Source organism: Citrifermentans bremense R1, from assembly GCF_000426865.1.
GTDB lineage: Bacteria > Desulfobacterota > Desulfuromonadia > Geobacterales > Geobacteraceae > Geomonas > Geomonas bremensis.
On record NZ_AUGE01000016.1, the window covers coordinates 67,143 to 90,955 of the forward strand.

The 23,813-nt window shown below is 59.1% G+C and carries 15 protein-coding genes; 12 read left to right on the forward strand and 3 right to left on the reverse strand.

Going from position 1 to position 23,813, the window contains the following annotated elements:
• Nucleotides 1-67: 67 nt before the first annotated feature.
• Nucleotides 68-1,246, reverse strand: coding sequence for a methyl-accepting chemotaxis protein (locus K419_RS0111445; RefSeq protein WP_026841712.1), 1,179 nt, complete (start codon nt 1,244-1,246; stop codon nt 68-70).
• A gap of 211 nt (nt 1,247-1,457) precedes the next feature.
• On the opposite strand from K419_RS0111445, the gene K419_RS0111450 reads away from it, so the two are divergent.
• On the forward strand, nt 1,458-1,922 hold the full coding sequence (locus K419_RS0111450; RefSeq protein WP_026841713.1) for an Lrp/AsnC family transcriptional regulator: 465 nt from the start codon (nt 1,458-1,460) through the stop codon (nt 1,920-1,922).
• A 49-nt stretch (nt 1,923-1,971) separates the two neighbouring features.
• Nucleotides 1,972-3,237, forward strand: a complete 1,266-nt coding sequence (gene lysA / locus K419_RS0111455) for a diaminopimelate decarboxylase (protein WP_026841714.1) — start codon at nt 1,972-1,974, stop codon at nt 3,235-3,237.
• 108 nt (nt 3,238-3,345) lie between these two features.
• Here the strand turns inward: lysA and K419_RS0111460 are convergent, their stop codons facing one another.
• On the reverse strand, nt 3,346-4,005 hold the full coding sequence (locus K419_RS0111460) for an SPOR domain-containing protein (protein ID WP_198013109.1): 660 nt from the start codon (nt 4,003-4,005) through the stop codon (nt 3,346-3,348).
• Nucleotides 4,006-4,481: 476 nt separating this feature from the next.
• On the opposite strand from K419_RS0111460, the gene K419_RS23145 reads away from it, so the two are divergent.
• From K419_RS23145 to K419_RS0111485, 6 genes are all read left to right on the forward strand, one after another.
• Nucleotides 4,482-4,697 carry a CsbD family protein gene (locus K419_RS23145; RefSeq protein ID WP_012531291.1) on the forward strand — a complete coding sequence of 72 codons (216 nt, stop codon included), beginning with the start codon at nt 4,482-4,484 and terminating at the stop codon, nt 4,695-4,697.
• Nucleotides 4,698-4,879: 182 nt separating this feature from the next.
• A complete protein-coding gene (locus K419_RS23540) occupies nt 4,880-5,251 on the forward strand; it encodes a hypothetical protein (protein WP_156912204.1) in 372 nt (123 codons plus the stop codon).
• 639 nt (nt 5,252-5,890) lie between these two features.
• The gene (locus K419_RS0111470; protein ID WP_026841717.1) at nt 5,891-7,081 is read left to right on the forward strand and encodes an FIST signal transduction protein; all 1,191 of its coding nucleotides are present in this window, start codon (nt 5,891-5,893) and stop codon (nt 7,079-7,081) included.
• Nucleotides 7,082-7,099: 18 nt separating this feature from the next.
• Nucleotides 7,100-9,661 (forward strand): hybrid sensor histidine kinase/response regulator, encoded by a 2,562-nt coding sequence (locus tag K419_RS0111475; protein WP_026841718.1) that lies wholly within the window; start codon nt 7,100-7,102, stop codon nt 9,659-9,661.
• Nucleotides 9,662-9,896: 235 nt separating this feature from the next.
• Nucleotides 9,897-14,447 carry a glutamate synthase large subunit gene (gltB, locus tag K419_RS0111480; protein ID WP_226377687.1) on the forward strand — a complete coding sequence of 1,517 codons (4,551 nt, stop codon included), beginning with the start codon at nt 9,897-9,899 and terminating at the stop codon, nt 14,445-14,447.
• A 34-nt stretch (nt 14,448-14,481) separates the two neighbouring features.
• Nucleotides 14,482-15,963: a glutamate synthase subunit beta gene (locus tag K419_RS0111485; protein WP_026841720.1), complete on the forward strand. Its 1,482-nt coding sequence runs from the start codon at nt 14,482-14,484 to the stop codon at nt 15,961-15,963.
• A 452-nt stretch (nt 15,964-16,415) separates the two neighbouring features.
• On the opposite strand, the gene K419_RS0111490 is transcribed toward K419_RS0111485, so the two are convergent.
• Nucleotides 16,416-17,030 carry a fibronectin type III domain-containing protein gene (locus K419_RS0111490; protein ID WP_026841721.1) on the reverse strand — a complete coding sequence of 205 codons (615 nt, stop codon included), beginning with the start codon at nt 17,028-17,030 and terminating at the stop codon, nt 16,416-16,418.
• 397 nt (nt 17,031-17,427) lie between these two features.
• Here K419_RS0111490 and K419_RS22785 point away from each other — a divergent pair, with 397 nt between their 5' ends.
• The 4 genes from K419_RS22785 (at nt 17,428) to K419_RS0111510 (ending at nt 23,713) form a co-directional block, all read left to right on the forward strand.
• Nucleotides 17,428-20,889: a CxxxxCH/CxxCH domain c-type cytochrome gene (locus K419_RS22785; protein ID WP_198013110.1), complete on the forward strand. Its 3,462-nt coding sequence runs from the start codon at nt 17,428-17,430 to the stop codon at nt 20,887-20,889.
• A gap of 138 nt (nt 20,890-21,027) precedes the next feature.
• Complete coding sequence (locus tag K419_RS0111500; protein ID WP_026841723.1) at nt 21,028-21,963, forward strand: cytochrome c biogenesis protein ResB; 936 nt, start codon at nt 21,028-21,030, stop codon at nt 21,961-21,963.
• Nucleotides 21,950-22,780 (forward strand): cytochrome c biogenesis protein, encoded by an 831-nt coding sequence (locus K419_RS0111505; protein ID WP_026841724.1) that lies wholly within the window; start codon nt 21,950-21,952, stop codon nt 22,778-22,780. The genes K419_RS0111500 and K419_RS0111505 overlap by 14 nt, the downstream gene beginning before the upstream one ends.
• A 309-nt stretch (nt 22,781-23,089) precedes the next feature.
• Nucleotides 23,090-23,713 (forward strand): choice-of-anchor N protein, encoded by a 624-nt coding sequence (locus K419_RS0111510; RefSeq protein ID WP_226377688.1) that lies wholly within the window; start codon nt 23,090-23,092, stop codon nt 23,711-23,713.
• The last annotated feature ends 100 nt before the right edge of the window (nt 23,714-23,813 follow it).

A 23,813-nucleotide genomic window follows, 5' to 3' on the forward strand; every position in this document is an offset into this window, starting at 1 on the left:
CGCCGGTACCGTGCAGCGATGGTACCGGCGCAGCTGGCTATTTTCCAATGGCTCGCACGTTCCGCATTTAGAGGTGGAACTGTCGCACCAGGCGCTCCAGTTGATCGGCCTGAGAGGAAAGCGTCGCCGCAGCGGTGACGGCGCCGGCGGTTTCATGGGCGTTGCGCTGGATGACCTCGGTCACCTGCTGGACGTTGCGGGAGATCTCCCCGCTGGTGGCAGTCTGCTGCTCCGCAGCCGTCACGATCTGGTTGATCTGCATGGTGACCTCGGAGATCTTGCCGGTGATCTCCTCGAGGGCCTCGCCGGATTTCCTCGAGTACCCCGTCCCTTTCTCCACCTCGGTGACGCTGCTTTCCATCGCCGTTACGGCGTGTCTGGTCTCGGTCTGAATCGCCTTGATCATCTCTCCGATCTCGCGCGTGGCGCGCGTGGTGCGCTCCGCAAGGGCGCGCACTTCGTCGGCCACCACAGCAAATCCGCGCCCCTGCTCCCCTGCCCTTGCAGCTTCGATGGCGGCATTAAGCGCCAGCAGGTTGGTCTGGTCCGCGATGTCCTCGATGGTCCCTACGATCTCTCCGATCTGATCCGAACGTGCCCCCAATCCTTCTACTGTTCCGGCGGCATCCTTTACCCTGGCGGCTATCACTTCCATCCCCTCGATGGTCTGATGCACGACGTTGGCTCCGGACTGTGCGGTCTCCGTCGCCTGGCTGGAGTTCGTAGCGGCCCTCATGCAGTTTTGCGAGATATCTCCCGAGGTTGCGGCCATCTCCTCGCTCGCCACGGCAACGGCGTTGGTCTGCGAGGCGACATCCTCGGTTCCGGCAGCGATCTGCGTGGCGCTCGAATGTACTTGCCGGGAAGCCTTGGTGAGGTCTTCGGAGGTACGGGATATCTGCGAGACTATTTCCCGCAAGGTGTCTTGCAGCGAGCCTATGGAGCGGATGATGGTGCTGATTTCGTTGTTGCGTTTCGGCGCTATTTTCTGGGTCAGATCTCCCTCGGTCATCTTGGCCAAATATCCCTGGATCCTGGCTAGTGCGTCGTTGACCGTCCAGTAAAGGAGCGCGCTGAAGACGATGCCGAGTATCACGAAAACTGTGGTCGAGATGATGGCGATTGAAGCGGAGAAGGATCTCCCCACTATGACTGCTGCAATGATGCAGAAACTGTAGCAGGCGGAGAGAAAGAGTATCCGTGTCTTGATTTTCAGTCGCAGATAAATATCTAAGGAAATATTCATGTTTGCACCTATAGGAGCTGTTGTCAACGAACTGCCAATTTTTCTCCCTTATCGGCAACAAAACCCTTGGCTTTAATAGTATTTTTTAACATTTAAAAGAATAAGGACCGCCGCGGGCGAAGGTTTGACAGTATGGGGTGTCTGGCATCAAAAAATTCTTTACAACCGGCATAACAGCGAATACAATTCGCTTCAGGCGGTGTAAACAAGAATGATTGACGATATAGACATTCACATACTGGAAATCCTTCAGGAGAAAGCTCGGATCCCCAACGCCGAGGTCGCCCGACAAGTCGGTATGGCTCCTTCTGCGGTCTTGGAGCGGATCCGGAAGCTGGAGGAACGCGGCATAGTCGAGGGGTACGAAGTAAGGCTGAACCCCGTCTGTTTTCACCAGGGGTTAGCCGCCTTCGTTTTCATAGAAGCGGAAGGGAATTCCAGCGAGACGGCCGAGGCGCTAGCCGGCATGACTTCCGTCCAGGAGGTGCACCAGGTGGTCGGTCCGGACGGTTTCCTGGTGAAGCTGAGAACCGCCGACAATGCGACCCTTGCCCGGATTTTGCGCCACCAGATCCAGCCGCTCAAGGGGGTCAAGTCGACCCGTACCCAGATCGTCCTGGAGACCGTGAAGGAAACCAGAAGGGTCGATCTGGTGCATGCCGAGCGAAACCTTTAACAAGCGACGCAGCGAAGAGCAATTAATAAAGCCAGAGGAGACCTATTCAATGCCGATGTCAGCTTCTTTCAAGGACCGCCTGTTCCCCCGCATCCCGCAGATCCAGCAGCGCTTCCAGACCCCGTTCCACATCTACGACGAGACCGGCATCAGAGAAACCGGCGCGCAGCTGGTCAAGGCCTTCTCCGGCATCCCCGGGTTCCGCGAGTTCTTTGCGGTAAAGGCGCTTCCCAACCGCGAAATCCTGAAGCTCATGAAAGAGATGGGCTTCGGTTTCGACTGCAGCTCCATTCCCGAGGTGATCCTCGCCCGCGAACTCGGGGCAATGCCTGAAGACATCATGTTCACCTCCAACAACACCAGCCGGGAAGAGTTCGACTTCGCTACCCAGGACGGCGGGTGCATCCTGAACCTCGACGACATCTCCCTCATCGAGAAGGTGCCGCACTTCCCGGAGATGATCTGCTTCCGCTACAACCCGGGACCGCGCCGCACCGGCAACGTGATCATCGGCAACCCTGAAGAGGCGAAGTACGGCGTTTCGCACGAACAGGTCGTAGAGGCCTACCGCCAGGCGAAGGAGCGCGGCGCCACCCGCTTCGGCCTGCACACCATGGTAGCCTCCAACGAGCTGGACTACACCTACATCGTCGAGACCGCGCGCATGGTACTCGAGGTAGCCGAGGAAGTCGAAGCTGCTTTGGGCATCAAGTTCGAGTTCGTCAACATCGGCGGCGGCTTCGGCATCCCCTATCGTCCGGAACAAAAGCCGCTCGATCTGGCCAGGATGTCGGCCGAAGTGACCGAGCTCTTCGACGGCTTCCGCAAGCGCCACGGCCACGCACCGGCGATGTTCATGGAAAGTGGCCGCTTCATGACCGGCCCCCACGGCGCCCTGGTCACCACCGCCATCAACAGCAAGGACACCTACCGCAGGTACATCGGCGTCGACGCCTGCATGTCCGCGCTGATGCGCCCTGCCCTTTATGGCGCCTACCACCATATCGACGTCCTCGGCAAGGACAGCGACCCGAAAACCGAGATCTACGACGTGGTCGGTTCGCTTTGCGAGAATAACGACAAATTCGCGGTACAGCGCGAACTCCAGCCGGTCGAGGACGGCGACATCCTTGTCATCCATGATTCCGGCGCCCACGGCCACGCCATGGGGTTCCAGTACAACGGCCGCCTGCGTCCCAAGGAGCTGATGCTGCGCGCCGACGGCCGCGTCGAGCTGATAAGAAGGGCCGAGACGGTGGCGGATTACTTCGCCACCTACGACTTCGAGCCCTCCGTCCTCCCCGCCGGCGTCTAAAGCGCGCAGACGGAACAAGGTCGCAAAACGACAAAGGCATCCGGCTATAAGGCCGGATGCCTTTTCTAGTTATTGCTACCGGAAATTTCGCCGCTTAGAGGAGGCGGGTTATTGAGGGGGGAGCACCTTCCCTTTCAATCCCAGGCGCTCCAACTCAGCCAGTTTCTCCTTGGCAGCCTGCTCGGTAGCGAAACAGCCGGCGTTGATGACGTAGGTCGACACAGGAACCGTTGCCTCTTTCAGCTCCGACCGAATCCCCTTGCCGGAAAGACGCTTCTGCTCGTCGAGAGCAGCCTGGTGCTCGAAATAGGACCCTGCATAGACACGGAAGGTCCCGCCCTTGTCTTTTAGCATGAACAGGCCGGCATTTACCTTCCGCAGCTTGTTCAGCATTTTCCTTGCCGCGCCTTCGTCGCTGAATTCACCCACTTGGATCCGCAGCATCACTTCCACTTTCTGGCCGCCGGGCCCGACAACCGGCATAAGCCCCGCCTTTTTGACCGCCTTTTTCCCCTTAACGAGAGCGTTCTTCCCGATGAACTCTCCAACTTCTATGGCATAGGTCCCCGGGACGCTTGCAGAGGTATCCCGGCAGGCTGTTTCCGTCTCCTCCGACATTACGGCATCGACAGGCAGAGCGACCGGAACCGAAAGTGCGGGAGCAGGCGCGGCGACTTCGGCTTTGATGGGCGCCTGGGCTGCAACGGATGCCTTGACTTCAACGTAGTAGCCGCCGTCCTGGTAATGCACCTTGGCCGTAGTCATCATCGCAGCTTCGTCAGATTGCGCATGTGACACAAGCGGACGGCAAAAGACAAACAGCATCGACACCACAAGCATCCCATTCTTGAGCATTGTATCCTCGCCGACAGTGATAGAATAATTGAGATTATTTCAGGTCTTCGGCAATGTCAAAGATAATTTATTCATGACCTCCAAGAGAGCGGCCTCTTGAGGAGACTCGACAGCCGATGTGAAATACATGAGTCTTATCCACTAGGATGTCGGGATTAAATTGATAAAGCAAAAGTTGTCGTCGGTTCCGAAAGTTTGTTGAGTTCGCAGTTATCCCATTTATCCCCTTCATCCCTGTTCAAATGGTTTGCATCGTACCGCACCTGCGTAAGTTCCAGCTCCAAAGAAGAGGTATACCTTAAAGCCGGCATCGTGGTAAGATGAGCTTGTAGTAACGACAGGGAAATAAATGAGCGGAAGTAGTAACGGCGAAAGCCTGGAGGTAAGCCATGAGATCAAGCACGAAAGATACATCAAAGGGTGCGTTACACGAAGCCAAAGGTAAAGTAAAGGAAACAGCCGGTAAGATTTTCAGTAACGTCTCTCTGGAATCCGAAGGTAAGGCCGAAAAAATAGCGGGCAAAGTGCAGAAAAACGTGGGCAAAGCCGAAAAAAACGTGGAAAGTCATCTGGAAACCGAAAAAAGCCGTCACGGCAAATGGTAAGGTTTGAAAACCACAATTGACGATATAAGAGCGGGCGGCCAATAGGCCGCCCTTTTTTATCCGGCGCCAAACCTGCGGCACCTCCCCCAAACGCCCCTGAACAACGATTGCAGCTCCGCCCCTTCCGCATATAATTTGTCGTGTTCGAGCCCGAACCCCATCAGGCTTAAAGGAGGTCCAGCATGCGACCTTGTTCCCTGCTTTTTGGCATCGCCACCTTCGCCTTATCTAGCGCGTCCTCTGCCTTCGCCCTCATCGGTCTCAACCAGTGCGGGCCGGGAACAAAACCGCCGGTGCGGATACATTGCGGCCAGGAGGAACTGCTCCTTGGCTATCGCGACGCCGCAGGCCCCTGCCTCTGGGTCTGCTGTCCTCCCAACAGTGACGGAAGAACTTACGACTGCTCAGGCGACCCTACTCCCTCGGACTTCAAGCTCGATCTTCGAAACGTCCGACCCAGGCCTTGGACAGGCGTCTTCACCCCAGGTTCTTCTTTCTTGAGACCTGACACGGAGAAGGACACCGACGGAGGGATGGTCCCGCCGGCCAAATAAACGGCTTTTGAATCAGCAACGCGAAACAAGGAGTGGTAAAAGGCAAGAGGCTGGCTGCTCGCTGGGTTTTACCGCGTGGCGGTTTCAGTCCGCGATTATATGGCCACAGTAGGGGCAAACGGTACACGAGGGGTCAAGGTAGCGCTGGCAGTGAACGAAAGAACATTGCTTCGGTTGTCTCTTAACCACCGTCAAGGTCTGCACGCTCTGCACACTCTCAATCGGCTGCCCGGCAGCTTGCTTCAGGGGAAGACATTCCAGAGCTTCCTCCATTTGCAGCCGACGTTTTTCCACATTCTGCGCTTTTTTCAGTTTTCCGTTTTTTGACACTTTCCGAAGATCCCCCTGCGCACACAAAAGGGGGCATCCGTTGAGGATGCCCCCCTTTTAAATCTACCTACCACAACCCTCTTCACCATGTCAACCGTCGCCAAGACCTTTAACTGCGGCGATCTGCGTTATTCCCGTCTTTCGACAAACAGCTATTTTCGTATACGGCCTCTCCACTTGCATTGAGGATGCGGGAGGCTTAGAATGGCTCATCCGTTTTTGCCCCTGGAATACAGGCAGTTCCGGGCAAGGGAACAAGCAGTCGAGCCAGCGGGGTTCGTAGAGAGCGTCTGCAGCAGGAGTAAACCCATGGGTACGTCAGTTGGAATAGGCTTCAGCACCCGGAAAAGCCCGATGGATGCCGGGAATGAGGCAGCCCGGACGGCACTGGAACAGGCCGGCATCGCCAAGCCGGACCTCGTCATCGTCTTCGCCACGGTAGGCTACCAGCAGCAGCAGTTGATCGGCGCCATCCGCGAGGCGACGTCCGCGGCGCCTCTTTGCGGCTGTTCCGGCGAAGGGATCATCGTGCAGGATGCCGTGGTGGAAACGAACTTCGCTGTCGGTGTCATGGTGATCGCCTCCGACGAAGTAAGCTTCGGCATCACCTCCGTCACCGGGATAGGCGAAGAGCCTTGCGCGGCCGGCAAGAAGCTGGCAGCGCAGATCACCCCGCTTCTGGCAGACGACAGCCGCGCCTTTTTCCTGCTGGCGGACGGCTTGGCATTTGATTTCGATCCCTTTGTGGCAGCCTTCGAGGCGGCTCTCCCCTCCTCCGCCAAGCTCCCGATTTTCGGAGGCCTCGCCGCGGACAACTGGGCTTCCCGCAGGACCTACCAGTACCACGACGGCGAAATATTGAGCCAAGGCGCCTGCTGTATCGTCATGTCGGGCAGGTGCCGCGTCGCCTGGGGCATCAACCATGGCTGCGTCCCGGTCGGGGCGAAGCGCACCATCACGCGCAGCAAGGGAAACATCATCTACGAGATCGATGGGACCCCCGCCTTGGATGTGCTCAAGGAATACGTAGACGAGGACTGGGCGGTCAAGTGGAACAAGGCGACCCTGAACCTCGGGCTCGGGTTCAAGACACCGGAGCACCTGAGAGAGCGGTACGACGAGTACTACGTGCGGTACATAATGGCAAAGGACGATGAGGCCGGCTCCGTTACCATCCAGTCCGACGTCACGGACGGAACCCCCCTCTGGATCGTCCGCCGCGACAAAGAGCTGATGATGGACGGCCTCAGATCAATCCCACGGCAGATCAAAGAAGATCTTGCCGGGCAAAAGCCCAAACTGGTGCTGCAGTTTGAGTGCATGGGACGGGGCCGGGTCGTATTCAAGGAGCAGGAACGCATGGACCTGGTGAAATGCCTCCAGCGCGACCTGGGCGAGGACCTCCCCTGGCTCGGCTTTTATACCTATGGGGAAATAGGTCCGATCAGCAGGTACAACTGCTTCCACAACTTCACCTCAGTCGTTGCGGTAGTCTACTAAGCTCGGGCGGTCGGGTACATGGACAAAATGCATAGAGATACGCTGACGGTGGAGCTGGAAAGGCTGCGGCAGGAAAACGAGGTCCTCTCCGGGCAGGTCAAGCGCCTGGTCAAAGCGGAAAGCAGGCTCTACGACTATCAGGAGAAACTGGATCTGCAGCTTAAGGAATACAGCGGGCTCTACGATCTCAATTCAAGGCTCTACACCTGCCGCGACCTCCCCGCGATCTTCGATCTCGCCACCGAGTACGTGATCAACAGGCTCGACTACGAGCGGGTGCTCTTCTTCCAGAAAACCGAAAACAGCGACGCCTATGCGGTCCGCGCCTGCGACGGCTACCATTACCCTCAGGAAAAAGAGGGCGTCTCCTCCCTCACCCTCTCCCGCCAGGCTGCCATCCTGACCCCGCTTTTCGCCGGGGCCAACTACAGCATCTGCACGGAAGATTCGCAGTCGCCCGATCTTGTCGAACACCGGGACCTGCTGCTGATGCACGAGTATTTCATCTGCCCCTTGGGAAACCGAACCGACCCGGTAGCATTTCTTGCCGTGGGAAACTCCTCCGAAAACGCGGAGTTCTACCGCAGGATCAGCGACAGCGAGGAGGCCCTTTTCGGCCTCGGCAACCTGGTCGGGCTCCTCTCCTCCACCATCGAAAACCAGATCCTCTATACCGGGATGAAGAAGGCCCTTGAGCAGGAGCGCCTTGCCGAGGCGAAGTACCGGGGCATCTTCGAAAACGCGATGGAAGGGATCTTCCAAACCACCCCCGAGGGGAAATTCCTTTCCTGCAACCCGGCGACAGCCGCCATCCTGGGCTACAGCACCCCCGACGAAGTGCTGGAGGGGGTGGTCAACGTAGGGCTGCAACTCTACGTGGATCCGCAACGGCGCGACGAACTCTACGCCATGATGTTCCAGCGGCAAAATGTGAAGAATTTCGAGGTCGAATTCTGCCGCAAGGACGGAAGCCGGATCTGGGTCGATCTCAGTACCCGTCCAGCCTTCAACGAAGAGGGAGAACTGATCTACATCGACGGGGTTATACAGGACATCACCGAGCGAAAGCACAACGAAGAGGCTCTGCGCAAGCTGTCCCAGGTGGTCGAACAGAGTCCCGTTTCCATCGTCATCACCGACACCCAGGGGCGCATCGAATTCGTCAATCCGAAGTTCGTCCAGTTGACCGGTTACTCCCCCGGGGAGGTCCTCGGCCAAAACCCGAGCATCCTCAACTCGGGAAAGGCGCCGATCGATAAATCGCGGAAACTATGGGAGACGATTCGGGCCGGCAAGGTCTGGGAAGGGGAGTTCCTGAACCGGAAGAAGGATGGCGAACTCTTCTCCGAGCACGCAACCATCTCCCCCATCCGGAACAAGGACGGCATCATCACCCATTTCCTGGCCATCAAGGAGGACATCACCGAAAGGAAGCTTTTGGAGGCCCAGCTTTTCCAGTCACAGAAGATGGAGTCGATCGGAAGGCTCGCCGGCGGAGTGGCGCACGACTTCAACAACATGCTGAGCGTCATCCTGGGGAGCGCGCAGTTGGCGATGCGCTGCGTTACCGAGGGGACCCCGGTCTGGCAGGACCTGGAACAGATAGTACAGGCCGGAAAGCGCTCCAGCCAGATCACCCGCCAGCTTCTCGCCTTCTCCAGAAAGGAGATCATCGCGCCGCGCGAGGTGAACCTGAACGAGCACTTCACGGAGATGCAGAAGACGCTGGGGCGCCTGATCGGCGAGGATATCCGCATGAGTTTCAATCCGGAGCCCGGTCTTTGGACCATCGATGCGGACACGACGCAACTGGACCAGATCCTGGTCAACCTGGCGGTGAACGCACGCGACGCAATGGGCAACGGGGGGGTACTCACCATAGAAACGGCAAACGTCCGGGTGGATGGCAGCTACAGCCAGTTCCACCTGGATGCCTCCCTTGGGGAATACGTGCAACTTGCAGTCAGCGACAACGGCTGCGGCATGGACCGCGAGACCCTGGCGCAGATCTTCGAGCCCTTTTTCACCACGAAAGAGGTGGGCAAGGGGACCGGGCTCGGGCTCGCCACCGTCTACGGCATCGTGAGGCAGCACAACGGCTTCATCAACGTCTACAGCGAACCGGGACAGGGGACCACCTTCCAGATCAACTTCCCGAGGTTTTCCGGAGCCGCCGTCGATGCCGCAAAAGACGAAGAGGTTTCGCTCAGCGGTTCGGGAACGGTGCTACTGGTCGAGGACGACCCGCTGGTGCGCAGAACAACCCTCAACACCTTGAAGGAGATCGGCTACCACGTCATAGAGGCGGCCGGCGCCGATGAGGCTATCGCCCTTTGCCGCAAGGAAGATACCGACCTCGACGTGATTCTCACCGACGTGGTGATGCCTGGCATGAACGGCAAGGAGATGGTGGACGCCATCGAGTCGTTTCGCCCGGGGCTCAAGGTGCTATTCATGTCCGGCTACACAAATGACCTGGTGGCGCAACGCGGCGTGATGGAGGGGGGGAGACTCTTCATCCAGAAGCCTTTCGATATCCAATCCCTGGCCAGAAAGCTGCGTGAAGCGATGCAGCGTTGAGTACTCATTTGAGTGACGCATGTAATCAACACCACCAGACCGCCCCTCCGCAGTTCCGACGCCACCCGCAACAGCCACTACCGTAAAATAGCCAGTTAGCGCGTATACTTTTTTAAAACTTCATATCCCGGCAAAATGGCACGGTGGGTGCTAACGCATGCGTATCTGATTGCAGCAACAACCACCGCGCAAAGGTTTAATCATGAAAACAATCGGCTTACCTAAGAAGCAAGGGATGTACGATCCCCAGTTCGAGCACGACGCCTGCGGCGTCGGCTTTGTCACCCACATCAAGGGGAAAAAATCCCACGAGATCGTGCAGCAGGCGATAACCGTCCTGGCGAACCTCGACCACCGCGGCGCGGTCGGCAGCGAGCACAACACCGGCGACGGCGCCGGCATCCTGATTCAGATGCCCGACGCTTTCTTCCGCAAGGTATGCCCCGAGGCCGGCATCGAACTGCCGGGGCCGGGCGAATACGGCGTGGGCATGCTCTTCACCTCGCCCGAAGCTACCGAACGCAGCGCCGCGAAGCACCTGTTCCAGCGCATCGTTGCGGAGGAAGGGATGGAAATGATCGGCCGGCGCGTCGTGCCGACCGACAACTCCTTGCTTGGCGATACCGCCAAGGCCGGCGAGCCGCTGGTACGTCAGATTTTCTTCAAGCGCAACGCCGCCTGCCCCGACGAGGATGCCTTCAACCGCAAGCTCTATGTCGTGAAGCAGCGCGCCCTGCATGAGATACGCGACAATGGGGTCGATCCCTTCTGGTACTTCTCCAGCATGTCGACCCGCACCATAGTTTACAAGGGTATGCTGATGCCGGCCCAGCTGGACCAGTACTACCCCGACCTGCGCGACGAAGCGGTGCAGACCGCCATCGCCGTGGTCCATTCCCGTTTCTCCACCAACACCTTCCCGAGCTGGGACCGTGCGCATCCGTACCACATGCTGGCCCACAACGGCGAGATCAACACCCTGCGCGGCAACGTCAACTGGATGCACGCCAGGCAGTCGATGTTCAGTTCCGACCTCTTCGGCGAGGACATGAAAAAGCTCCTGCCGGTTATCGACGCCAACGGTTCCGACTCCGCCATGTTCGACAACTGCCTTGAGCTCTTGGTGCAGTCCGGCCGCTCGCTCCCCCACGCCATGATGATGATGGTGCCGGAGCCGTGGGAAAACCACGAAACCATGAACAAGGAGAAGCGGGCCTTCTACGAGTACCACTCCTGCCTGATGGAGCCTTGGGACGGCCCCGCCGCCCTCACCTTCACCGATGGCCGGACCATCGGCGCAGTCCTCGACCGCAACGGCCTGCGCCCCTGCCGCTACTATCTGACCGACGACGACCTGGTGGTGATGGCGTCCGAGGCCGGCGTGCTGCAGGTGCCGCCCGAAAAGATCATCAAGAAGGGACGGCTGCAGCCGGGCAAGATGTTCCTGGTGGACACCGTTCAGGGGCGCATCATCCCCGACGAGGAGGTTAAGGGGGAACTGGCCTCGGCCAAGCCTTACGCCGACTGGGTCAAGGTGAACCACCACCTGCTGCAGGACATCCCGAAGACCACCAAGGCGCCCTTCGTCGAGCATTCGCCGCTTTTGCAGCGGCAGAAATCCTTCGGCTACACCTTCGAGGACCAGCAGACCATCATCGGCCCGATGGCCACCGACGGCATCCAGCCGCTCGGCTCCATGGGAACCGACACCCCGCTGGCGGTCCTCTCGGAGAAGCCCCAGCTTCTGTACAACTACTTCAAGCAGCTCTTCGCCCAGGTGACCAACCCGCCGATCGACCCGATCCGCGAGGAGATCATCACCGCGACGGCGGTCCGCATCGGCTCCGAATCGAACCTTTTGAAGCCCACTTCCTCGAGCGCCCGGGTCATCCGCCTGGAGCACCCGATCATCAGCAACGAGGAGTTCGAGAAGCTCAGGAACCTGGACCGCCCCGGCTTCAAGAGCACCACCCTTTCGCTTTTGTTCAAGGCTGCCGACGGCGCCGAAGGGATGGAAAAGGCGCTTGAGAGCCTGTTCAACACCGCCGTCCACGCGATCGAGACCGGCACCACCATCCTGATCCTGTCCGACCGCGGCGTCAGCGAGGAGTATGCCGCCCTGCCGGCCCTGTTGGCCGTAGCCGGCCTGCACCACCACCTGATCCGGACCGCCACCCGCACCCACGCCTCCATCGTGCTGGAGTCGGGCGAACCGCGCGAGGTGCACCATTTCGCGGTGCTCTTGGGGTACGGCGTCACCGCCATCAACCCCTACCTCGCCTTCGAGTCCATCGACGATATGATACAGCAGGGGATGCTTCCCGGGCTCGACTACAAGACCGGGGTCAAGAACTTCATCAAGGCTTCGATCAAGGGAATCGTCAAGACCATGGCCAAGATGGGGATATCCACCATCCAGAGCTACCGCGGCGCCCAGGTTTGCGAAGCGGTCGGCCTGCACGACTCGGTCATCGAGAAGTACTTCACCTGGACCCCCTCCCGCATCGGCGGCATCGACCTGGAAGGGATCGCCCAGGAACTTTTGAACCGCCACCGCAAGGCGTATCCTCACCGGGTCGCAGCCGAGCCGTCGCTTGATCCCGGCGGGCAGTACCAATGGCGCCAGGAGGGGGAAGAGCACCTTTTCAACCCGCTCACCATCCAGTCGCTGCAGAAGGCGAGCAAGACCGGCGATTACCAGGAGTTCAAGGTCTTCTCCAAGCTGATCGACGACCAGAACGAGCGCATCTACACCCTGCGCGGGCTCTTGGACTTCAACACCGAGATCAGGATCCCGGTCCCCTTGGAAGAAGTAGAGCCGGTCGAAGAGATCATGAAGCGGTTCAAGACCGGGGCCATGTCCTACGGCTCCATCAGCCAGGAGGCCCACGAGGCCTTAGCCATCGCCATGAACCGGATCGGCGGCCGCTCCAACACCGGCGAAGGTGGCGAGGACCCGGAACGCTTCACCTGGACCAACGACCAGGGTGATTCCAAGAACAGCGCCATCAAGCAGGTCGCTTCCGGCCGTTTCGGCGTGACCAGCAACTACCTGACCAACGCCTCCGAGCTGCAGATCAAGCTGGCGCAGGGTGCTAAGCCGGGCGAAGGGGGCGAGCTGCCGGGTAGCAAGGTCTACCCCTGGGTCGCTAAGACCCGGCACACCACCCCGGGCGTAGGCCTCGTATCGCCCCCGCCGCACCACGACATCTACTCCATCGAGGACCTGGCGGAGCTGATCCATGACCTGAAGAACGCCAACCGCCGCGCCCGGATCAGCGTCAAGCTGGTCTCCGAGGTGGGCGTCGGCACCATCGCGGCCGGCGTTGCCAAGGCACACGCCGACGTCGTCCTGATCTCCGGTTACGACGGCGGCACCGGCGCGTCGCCGCTCTCCAGCATCAAGCATGCGGGACTCCCCTGGGAACTCGGGCTCGCGGAAACCCACCAGACCCTGGTCCTCAACAACCTGAGGAGCAGGATCATCGTTGAGGTCGACGGCCAGCTGAAGACCGGCCGCGACGTGGCCATCGCGGCGCTCCTCGGTGCCGAGGAGTTCGGCTTCGCCACTGCGCCGCTGGTAACCCTTGGCTGCGTCATGATGCGCGTCTGCCACAGCAACACCTGCCCGACAGGCGTCGCCACCCAGGATCCGGTCTTGAGGGCCAAGTTCGCCGGCAAGCCTGAGTACGTCGTCAACTACATGCGCTTCGTCGCGCAGGAAGTGCGGGAGATCATGGCCGAACTCGGCTTCCGCAACTTCAACGACATGGTGGGTCGCGCCAACCGCCTCGAGCCCAAGCGCGCCGTCGCGCACTGGAAGGCCCAGGGGCTCGATTTCAGCAAGATACTGTACCAGCCGCAGATGGCGATCAAGGGGAGCCGCTACTGCACCGAGTCCCAGGACCACGGGCTGGAGAAATCCATCGACTACACCAAGCTCCTTGATATCTGCAAGCCGGCCCTGGATAAGAAGGAAAAGGTCCGCGCGGAACTCCCCATCACCAACGTGGACCGGGTAGTTGGTACCATCGTCGGCAACGAAGTCACCCGCGCCTATGGTGCTGAGGGGCTCCCCGGCGACACCATCAGGCTCAAGTTCCACGGCTCGGCCGGCCAGAGCTTCGGCGCCTTCATCCCGAAAGGGATGACCCTGGAGCTCTCCGGAGACGTCAACGACTACCTGGGCAAAGGTTTGAGTGGCGGCACCATCGCGGTCTACCCTCCCGCCGGCTCCAAGTTCAAGGCCGAGGAGAACATCATCGCCGGCAACGTCGCCTTGTACGGAGCCACCAGCGGCACCGCCTACTTAAGCGGGATCGCGGGAGAGCGCTTCTGCGTCCGCAACTCCGGCGTCAACGCGGTGGTGGAAGGTGTCGGCGATCATGGCTGCGAGTACATGACCGGCGGCATAGTGGTGGTGCTCGGTGAAACCGGGAGGAACTTCGCCGCCGGTATGAGCGGCGGCATCGCCTATGTCCTGGATGAGACTGGGCAGTTCAAGGACCACTGCAACACCGACATGGCGGACCTGGAACAGTTGGACGAGCAGGACCAGGAGACGGTCCGGGAGATGATCGAGCGGCACATGGAGATGACAGGCAGCAGCCGGGCCGCCGCTATCCTCGAAGACTGGCGCAGCTTTGCACGTAAATTCGTCAAGGTCATGCCGAGGGACTACAAGCGGGTACTCCAGGCGCTCGCCCGGGCGAAAGCCGCCGGTTTGAGCGGCGACGAAGCCCTGGCAGCGGCATTCGAAGAGAATGCCGGCGCGGCCGCACACTAAACTAACGAGCAAATCTTGAGAATAGGATAGAGCTATGGGAAAACCAACCGGATTCATGGAATATCTTCGCGAACTCCCGTCCGACCGCGAACCGCTGGAGCGGCTCAAAGACTGGGACGAGTTCCACCTGCACCTGCCGGAGGAGAAGCTCCGCACCCAGGGCGCTCGTTGCATGGACTGCGGCATTCCGTTCTGCCACACCGGGAAGCTGGTGAGCGGCATGGCCTGCGGCTGCCCGGTCAACAACCTGATCCCCGAGTTCAACGACCTGGTCTACCGCGGGCTTTGGAAGCAGGCGTACGACAGGCTCTCGCGAACCAACAACTTCCCCGAGTTCACCGGCCGGGTCTGCCCCGCCCCGTGCGAGGGATCGTGCACGCTGGGTGCCAGCGAGCCTGCGGTCACCATAAAGAACATCGAGGTGAGCATCATCGAGCGCGCCTGGGACGAAGGGTGGGTCACCCCTACCCTGCCGCAGGTCCGTACCGGCAAGAAGGTGGCGGTGGTGGGCTCCGGCCCCGCAGGGCTTTCCGCGGCCGAGCAGCTCAACAAGGCCGGGCACCAGGTGACCGTGTTCGAACGTGCGCCCCTTCCGGGGGGGCTTTTGATGTACGGCATCCCCAACATGAAGCTGGACAAGCAAAACGTGGTCCTGCGCCGCATCCGGCTCATGGAGCAGGAGCAGATCACCTTTGTCTGCAACACCAGCATCGGCGGGGCCGATTACCCGGTCGAGAAGCTCAAGAGCGAGTTCGACGCCGTGGTCATGGCGACCGGCGCCACCCTCCCCCGCGACCTAAACATCGAGGGGCGCTCGCTTCAGGGTATCCGCTTCGCCATGGATTTCCTGACCGCCAACACAAAGGCGGTGCTGGAAAAAGGGAGCGAGTTCATCTCGGCGCAAGGGAAAGACGTGATCATCATCGGCGGCGGCGACACCGGCACCGACTGCGTGGCCACCTCGCTGCGCCATGGCTGCAACTCCGTTACCCAGCTGGAAATCATGCCCCGTTCCCCCGACACCCGCGCCGACGACAACAGCTGGCCGGAATGGCCCAAGACCCACAAGGTCGATTACGGGCAGGAGGAGGCTGCGGCGAAATTCGGTGCCGACCCGCGCGTTTTCCTCACCACCGCGACCAAGTTCGAAGGGGATGCGGAGGGCAAGGTGAAGGCGGTACACACGGTCCAGGTGAAATGGGAGAAGAACGCCCAGGGCCAGTTCGTCCCCACCCCGGTGCCGGGGACCGAAGTGGTCCGGCCGGCAAGCCTCGTGCTTTTGGCTATGGGCTTTCTGGGACCCGAGCAGGAACTGCCGGCGGCACTGGGACTTGAGCGTGACGGCCGCAGCAACATCAAGGCCGACTACGGCCGCTACGCTACCAACATCCCCGGCGTGTTCGCAGCCGGCGACTGCCGCCGCGGCCAGAGCCTAGTGGTCTGGGCCTTCAACGAAGGACGCGGGGCAGCGCGCGAATGCGACCGCTTCCTGATGGGAGAGACCGAACTCCCCTAAAGCTGCCGAGCACCTGTCGGCACGCAGCAAAGCTTGTGACTTCAAGCAACCAATAAAGGCACCCGGCTATTCGGCGGGTGCCTTTTCTTATGCCCTTACCACTCATCGTTTATCAAATCCTGCGCCTGATTTGACAAATCCTTCCCACAATTCGTCAAATCTCCTCCCCATCTCCGCGAATCAGCCCTCAATCTAATGAACTTTTGGAGCAAATCGACTAATTCCGCTCCGGATTCAGCGGATTCTCTTACAAATCCGATCAATCGGGCTGCCAATTCGACGAAACCGACACGCAATTCGTAAGATCAGGCCTCAAATCTTCTAAATCGGCACGTGCCCGGCACTTTTTTCATTAGTTCAGCACAGCCTGAGGAGGGGGGGGAAGAGCTTAAGGGGGGCTTTCGAGGGGTTCCCAGATGGAATGCTTCCACCTGGGAACCGTTGAGGCAGGATCAAACCGACCTGAGAGTGATGTAATTCGACCAAGGGCCCAGTTCATTGTGGCGCATAGCCCTGATTCGGAACCAATACTTCGTGCCGGGAATAAGCCCCTTTACCACAATACCGGTACAGTTCGGTGCTGCGGCCAGAAGGGTCCAGTTCTCCTCCAGGTTCGGGTCCCCCATGCACCCCCATATCTCGAACATCTTGGCACCCTTGACCGAGGAGACCGTTCCCATCATTTCTCCGTCCCTGGAACCGTACTTCAGCTTGAAGTTTTCCGGTTTGGCCAAGCGCGACTTGACAGCGCTGGTCTTCGTCGCTACAGGTCCCAGCCCAAGTTTCTCCGGCACGGTCGGGTCTTGGGTAGAGCCCAACTTTGCGAGCCCCAGCAACAGGAGATGCTGGCGGTTCAATTCCTTGCGATCCGCCTCGCAGGCGGCGACTTTTTCGGGGTCGCCTTGCAGGGAACCGTTCAGACTTTCGATGAAGCGGTCACGTGCCTGCCTGTAGACAGTAGGAGTCGTCAACAGTGACAACAAGTAAGCGTGCACCTCATCAGTGTACGAACGCGACACCGGTGCAGTCTTGGGGACCATCTCGGCGTTGGACACCTTTACTGGCATAGGACCTCCCGTTTCCGATGATGTGAATTATTTAATGGAACATGCTACACCATTACCCGCTGTCCACAACATGCATAGATATTTTTTTATTCACCGACCACACTCACCTCCCCACCCCCGGCCGATGACGTCAAGGTAGCCGGGCCCGTACGCTCGGGCGCGAAGCGGTAAAAGGACGCTATTGCAATTTTTTCATTTCTTTTTGGGCCGAAATAATGTACTAACATAACCCGCTTTTAATTACGTTTATTTAAGGAGCTATCGCTTAATGGCAAAGGGAACATACATGCACTTGTGGGCATCCTTCGCGATCCTCTCCCTATCAATCCTGTCCAATCCTCTGGAATCACATGCTCAGCAAAGTCAGTACCCGCTCTCATGCGACGAGTGCCACCGGATGCCCCCTCTTGACAGTCCGTACCGCAACCCGGATACCGGCGGCTTCACGGGAAACCACGAGAGCCATAACCCTCCGTCCATTGCCTCGAAGCAATCCTGCGAGAAATGTCACGCCGGGAGCGGGAGCTTCCTTTCCTCCCATCGAAATGGATTCATCAACATGACGAGCAACATCAACAGCTCCGCCCATCCCTTGCGTTCCGTCTATAACAAGCCGAGGTTTTTCAACCAGACGACACTGCCCACGTTGCGGACCTGCTCCAACGTCAACTGTCACTTCGAAACCGCAACTCCTGCCTGGGGCAGCGCCGCATATTCTTCGCCCAGCGACTGCGACAAGTGCCACCAAGCGGCGCCAAGTGACGGGAATCACCCTGTAGGCGCCCAAAAGCACGCCCAGTACTATGGCACTACCACGTCCTCTTGCGCAAAATGCCATCCCGACCACACCGGCGAACCGGCACCCTTTGGCCATGCCACGAGTGCGGGAACCCGGGCTTTGAGCATAAGATTTGCCGCCCTTCCCAATAACGGCTTCGGCCTCTACACCGGAAACGTCAGCTATCCGTACTATCTCCCCAGCAAAAACGCCGCGCGCAGCGGGACGTGCAGAAACACCTACTGCCACAGCCCCGGCACCAAGCCCGCCGGCAGCTCCGCGGATCCCAACAAGAGCGCAGCCTGGGGTGGAACTCTGGACTGTACCGGTTGCCACAAGGGGGCGGTTTCCGGTGACTACATGAATACCGGAAGCCATTACGCGCACGTCTACGGAGACGGAAGCAGCTCCTCGCAAATAGCATGCGTGAAGTGTCATGCCGCGACCGCCGCGGCCAATATGGCTATTTCGGACCGGTTGCGGCACGTAAACGGCCAGGTGGAGGTGGCATTCGACAGCAGTTCCAACCCGGCCGGCGGCAACTACAACGGCACTCCTGCAACGCCCTTGTCCCCTTCGGTCAAAACACCCGGATCCAACTATGCGGTGTGCCAGAACCTCTACTGCCATGGAAGCAATCCCGTCACCTGGGGGGGGACGGTCAACTGCCAGGACTGCCACGGCGGCGGCAGCGACGCGGACAACTTCGGCGGCACCTTCTGGAGCGACGGCACGACCGGGAAGATCAAAACTGCCGGCGAGTGGGATGGCACCGGTCACGGCAGGGCCAGCGGCACCTATCCTTCGGGAACTGCCGCAGCGAACTTCGGGGTGGAAGCAAAACGGTGCGAATATTGCCACGATGCGGGCGTCGGGCATGCCCAGGCCTCCAACGCCTTCCGGCTGAGGAATTACTCCACTGCCGCCTGGGGACGCAACGCTGTCTGTCAGAACTGCCATGGAGCCGGCTCGGCGGGCGTTACGATCGGATCGCACGTGAAGAACTCTTCGCGCAAGGTCGGCTCCGACCACTACGGGGCTAAACACAGCAGCACCAAAAACGGCGGACAGTTCTGCTGGGACTGCCACGACGGCCACGGCGACACCAACGCCTACATGATCCACAACAGTGTCGCCAGCACCTCCGATCGAACCACCGGAGCGCCGGCGACCACCGCCGCAACCTCTTTCACCGCGTTTGCCACCGGCACCGATTATGCCCGCGGCGCCGCGCCCTATAACGGCATCTGCCAGGTTTGCCACGACTCGACCGTCAAACACTACACCGCCACAAGCGGCGACAGCCACAACCCGGGCACACGCTGCACGAGCTGTCATACCCATACCGGCCCGAATAGCAGCAACGCCTTCCCAGGGAGCGAGTCGGCCGGCGGGGCCCCCTGCCTTGGCTGCCACGCGACGGGATTCGCCAACATGCAAAGTAACGCGAGCTATCACCACTACATGCAGAACGACGCCGCAACCTACTCCAGCAGCGCTGCTCCCACCGCCACGGACACGAACCGGCGCTGTCTCATGTGCCACGTGGATCACAACATATTCCGCCCCGACATGAATGCAGGCGGCGCCCGCGCAAAGAACCTGCGCACAGGGGCAATCGATGCCGTAACGCCCGGCGCCGGCTTCACCAACAGCGATTTCAACAATGACCTCGCCTCCGGCGGTGTCTGCGTAAGCTGCCATACGAACCAGCAGACCAAAAACAGCACCAACCGTAAAGGGAACGGCACAACCGTCACGCCTCGGATGACCAAGAGCGAATATGCCGTGTCGGCCCACAACTACGTCGTCGCAGGGGGAGCGTTCAGCGACGCCTCCAGGGTCAACGCTAACTGCATCAAGTGCCATAACGCCCAAAACGGCGAAACTTCGTTGAAAGGCAATTTCGGCAACCACGACGGCACTGCCAGCTCCATCCTCGGCGCTCTGGGGGGCACCCTCACCGACCCGTACGAGGCAGGGCTTTGCTACCGCTGTCACAGCAATTCAACCGACGCAATAGGCGGAACGAAGAAAACCGCCAATGCTAGGGACTGGTACGGCGCCGTCACCACCATGTCCTCCCGCGCCACCGCGATATTCCAGAGTTTCCAGAAGGCCAACAAGCATCAGGTCGATCTTCCGGCCTACAACGGGAAGCACAAACCGAATGCGGTGGATGAATCGAGAGCGTACCTTTCCAACGCCGCCAACAAACACGTGGACTGCAGCGACTGCCACAACCCGCACACCGCGACCGCCGCCAATCCGACCAAAGGGGCCATGGGGGCCAATCCCACCAACAGCACCGGCAACTGGAGCGCGCCGACCGCTTGGGCCGACGTCAGCGTGGCCGGAGGGGACGACGAATATAAGATCTGCTTCCGCTGCCACAGCGGATACAACACGGGGCTCTCCTCCTGGAACAGCGCCTGGACCGATCTCGGGAAGGAATTCAGCACCGGCAACAAGTCGTATCACTGGATCGAAGGGGACCGCGGCGCGGCCAAAGCCGACACCACCTACGGCAACTTCAACAAGACCTATATCTACAAGATGATGCCGCGCTACAACGGCTTTACCGATGCCCAGTTGCGTACGGTAAAAATGCGCTGCTCCGACTGCCACGGCTCCGACAACGCGGAGAACAACCCGAACGGGCCGCACGGTTCCTCCTACGCCAGGATGCTCAAGGTGCCGGCGGGGAGCCCCTACACGACGTGGAACAGCACGTCCCGGGTCGGCGGCGCGAACGTATGGTGCTTCAACTGTCACCTCCCTGCCTTCACCAACAGCGGGTTCAGCGGGTCAGACGGTTCGTTGCACACCTCCAAGCACAGCGGTAGCAAAGGCACGTGCATGGACTGCCATATAAAGGTTCCCCATGGCTGGCAGATACCCCACCTGCTCAAGCCGTACAACATGCCTGCCAACTATCCGGCGGAGAACGCGGCCTATAACGGGGCCGGGACGACCTCCAGATCGGGGATCGACCTCCCGCTGAACAGCACCAACTGGGGCCTCAGCGGCAAATGGACCGAAAACAGCTGCGGTAGCCACCAAAACTGCAGCGGCAACTAGTTACCGGAACAAGGTAGCTTTTCCAGGGTCATCGTGTAATTTCGGGGAGGGCCGCCGTTTGGCCCCCCTCCTCTTGCAAGGGGGTTAGGGGGTGGGGGCAGGTGCCATCACGCGAACAGGCCTTTATTCGGAGCAGTCATGGTAGTCGGTTTCATCGGCAGCAAGAAGGTTGCGGTCTTTATACTCGTGCTGGTGCTTGTCATCGTCGTATATGAGGGGGTAACCCAGCAGGTTACGGCAAAAATACTTATTGCCGGCGCCTTCCTGCTGGCAGCAAATCTAGTCTGCTGCATGTATGTGAACGCGGGTAGAGTCGCAAAAAGGAGCCTGCGCCAGACGGGATTCGTCACCTTTCATACGGGACTTCTCGTCATCCTGCTGGGAGGCGTGGTCAGCTATTACACCTATTCGGTTGGATACGTGGAAGTCGCCGAAGGGAACAGCTTTAGCGACGAGCGCTCCAGTTACAACGGCTGGAAGCAGCGGTTCGGAAGCAGGAAGGGGACCGGCGTTCAGATAGGCGTGAAGAAGATTCACCTGAATTTCTGGGAAAACGGCCAGATCAAGGAATATACCAGCCAGGTAGTCATCAGGGATGGCGGCATGGAAAGGGAAGCAGTTCTGGAAGTAAACGGATCCGTGAGGCACCGCGGCCTGCTGATAAACCTCGCGCGTTATTTCGGCCTCGCGCCTCACTTCGCGCTGGAAACAGCGCAGGGTGAGAAGGAAGGGTATATATATATCAGCGACACAGGCAAAACCAACACCTTTACCATCCCCGCCCTGGGGTACGAGGCCACCGCGGCCTACCGGAACATCACCGACCGAGCCGTCGCTGTCTCGGTCTGTGCTCCCGGGAAGGGATGGGTGAGCCGAACCATGGTTGCCGGCGACGTACTGGATCTGGGCAAGGGGCGGTTGAAGCTCACCGGCATCTCCCTTTGGAACGGCATTACGGTGGTAAAGGACTCGGGGAAAGAAATCACCTTTGCCGGATTCGCGCTGTTTCTTGCCGGCTTGTTGATGTATTACCTACGTTTTTTCCAGGAGGCTTTGAGAAGTGGCAGAGATTGAAAAGTTGCTGTTGTTTGCCTCAATAATCACCTGCGGGGTGAGTTGCGTATTCCACATCATCGGCTGGATTTTTTCCAAAGATACGGTCTTCAGCATCGGGAAAGGGCTGATCTGGCCCTTCCTTGGCCTCGTTACCGGTGCGATTGCCGTGCGTTGGCACCACCTTGGCCACGGACCGTATATCACCCTCTACGAGGTCCTGCTTTCAAATGTCTGGGTTGCCACGGCATTGTATCTCGCGGTCACCTTCAAGCGCAAAGGCCTCGAGGCGATAGGGGTCTTTGCCATGCCGATCATACTTCTCACCGTTGGGGCAGTCGTGATGTCCCCGTCTCATTCCTCCAACCTTACCCCTGCCTACAAAAGCGTCTGGCTGATTCTGCACATTTGCTTTGCGAAGCTCACCTACGGAAGCCTCGTCGTTGCTACGGCACTCTCCATTTCCATACTTCTCAAACGGTATGCGGCAGAGAAACACCGCTTCATGATGCGGTTGACCGAGCCAGAACGAGCCGACCGACTCTGTCACAAACTCATCGCCGCGTCACTGATGTTTGCCTCGATAATGATCGTCTCCGGTTCCATCTGGGCGAATCAGCTTTGGGGGAAGTACTGGGGATGGGACCCGGTGGAAGTCTGGTCGCTGATCACCTGGATCGTGTACGGCCTGTATCTCCACCTGCGCATCACCTACCGTTTCAAGGGGGTTCCCGCCGCGGTCTACTGCATCAACTCGTTTCTGGTTTCTGCAGTTTCCTTTTTCATCATGCCCTACGTTTTGAATACCGTGCACAACAGCTTCATGTTCGCGAAGTAGAAGAAGGTTCCTGCCCTGCCGTGACGAAATGCTTTACAACTCACTGTCGATTTCTTTTACACACCGTAAGCATTCCCCGCAGGAATCATTGGAATATTCACACTTTAGCAGCACTACGGATCTTGCGCGTCTCCCAATTTTTCAGTCATTTCAAACAAATGTATAAACGATAGGTATATAGTCCGACGTGGCTACGGGATGGATTATAACATGGCATGCCTACTGCACTTGCTGGAGCATCTGTTTAATCATTGATTGAGGGTATATGCCATGAAAAAACTTATTTCAGCAACTGTCCTAGCGCTCTCCTTGATAGCAACCCAAGCCTTTGCTATCCCGGAACTGCAACTGTACATCCCGGGATCAACCTACATCAGCGACACCTGGGTCATCAACAGCAACAGTTTCGAATTGTGGGTGATCGGCAACGGTGCCAAAGGACCTATTTACGGTGTGTCCCTGGCCGCAGCATATGCTACTGGAGAGACCGGAACCATCAACATCACCCCTACTGGCAGCAGCACCAGTCTTGCGGTTGCGCTTAGCGGAGGAGACGGAACCAGCCCGCTTTTGGGGGACGGCAGCAGTCTGTCGCCCCACGCCCCCTGGGGTGCCGGAACCAGCTGGTACTCCTACCTCTTGGGTGATTTCACCTCCAAAGCAGACACCATTTACGACTACACCCCCGGTAGTACGGACCATGGTCTCGGCCAGATCAACAAGTACAACGTAGACATCGTCGGTTACGCAAGCGGGCTGCACTTCGACGCTTACGACCACTACGAAAGCAAAAACCACACTACTTATGTCGTCAATCCTTTTTCGCATGATGGCGAGAACACCAACCCCGTTCCGGAGCCGGGCACCGTGGTCCTGCTTGGCGCAGGTCTTCTCAGCCTCGCCATTTACGGGAAGCGCCGTCGTAACCAGTAGCCACGGCTGAACAGTACAGGCCATCGCCCAGCGGTGGAAATGAGAAACCCGGCTTTCACGCCGGGTTTCTTTTTTCATATGTACGGGTTTCCTGATTCTC

Coding starts and splice junctions, on each gene's coding strand:
- K419_RS23540 (WP_156912204.1), top strand. CDS start 4,880: ATGCGACCTTGTTCCCTGCTTTTTGGCATCGCCACCTTCGCCTTATCT.
- K419_RS0111490 (WP_026841721.1), bottom strand. CDS start 17,030: ATGCCAGTAAAGGTGTCCAACGCCGAGATGGTCCCCAAGACTGCACCG.
- K419_RS0111470 (WP_026841717.1), top strand. CDS start 5,891: ATGGGTACGTCAGTTGGAATAGGCTTCAGCACCCGGAAAAGCCCGATG.
- K419_RS0111445 (WP_026841712.1), bottom strand. CDS start 1,246: ATGAATATTTCCTTAGATATTTATCTGCGACTGAAAATCAAGACACGG.
- K419_RS0111450 (WP_026841713.1), top strand. CDS start 1,458: ATGATTGACGATATAGACATTCACATACTGGAAATCCTTCAGGAGAAA.
- K419_RS0111460 (WP_198013109.1), bottom strand. CDS start 4,005: ATGATGACTACGGCCAAGGTGCATTACCAGGACGGCGGCTACTACGTT.
- K419_RS22785 (WP_198013110.1), top strand. CDS start 17,428: ATGCCCCCTCTTGACAGTCCGTACCGCAACCCGGATACCGGCGGCTTC.
- K419_RS0111475 (WP_026841718.1), top strand. CDS start 7,100: ATGGACAAAATGCATAGAGATACGCTGACGGTGGAGCTGGAAAGGCTG.
- lysA (WP_026841714.1), top strand. CDS start 1,972: ATGCCGATGTCAGCTTCTTTCAAGGACCGCCTGTTCCCCCGCATCCCG.
- K419_RS0111485 (WP_026841720.1), top strand. CDS start 14,482: ATGGGAAAACCAACCGGATTCATGGAATATCTTCGCGAACTCCCGTCC.
- K419_RS23145 (WP_012531291.1), top strand. CDS start 4,482: ATGAGATCAAGCACGAAAGATACATCAAAGGGTGCGTTACACGAAGCC.
- gltB (WP_226377687.1), top strand. CDS start 9,897: ATGTACGATCCCCAGTTCGAGCACGACGCCTGCGGCGTCGGCTTTGTC.
- K419_RS0111500 (WP_026841723.1), top strand. CDS start 21,028: ATGGTAGTCGGTTTCATCGGCAGCAAGAAGGTTGCGGTCTTTATACTC.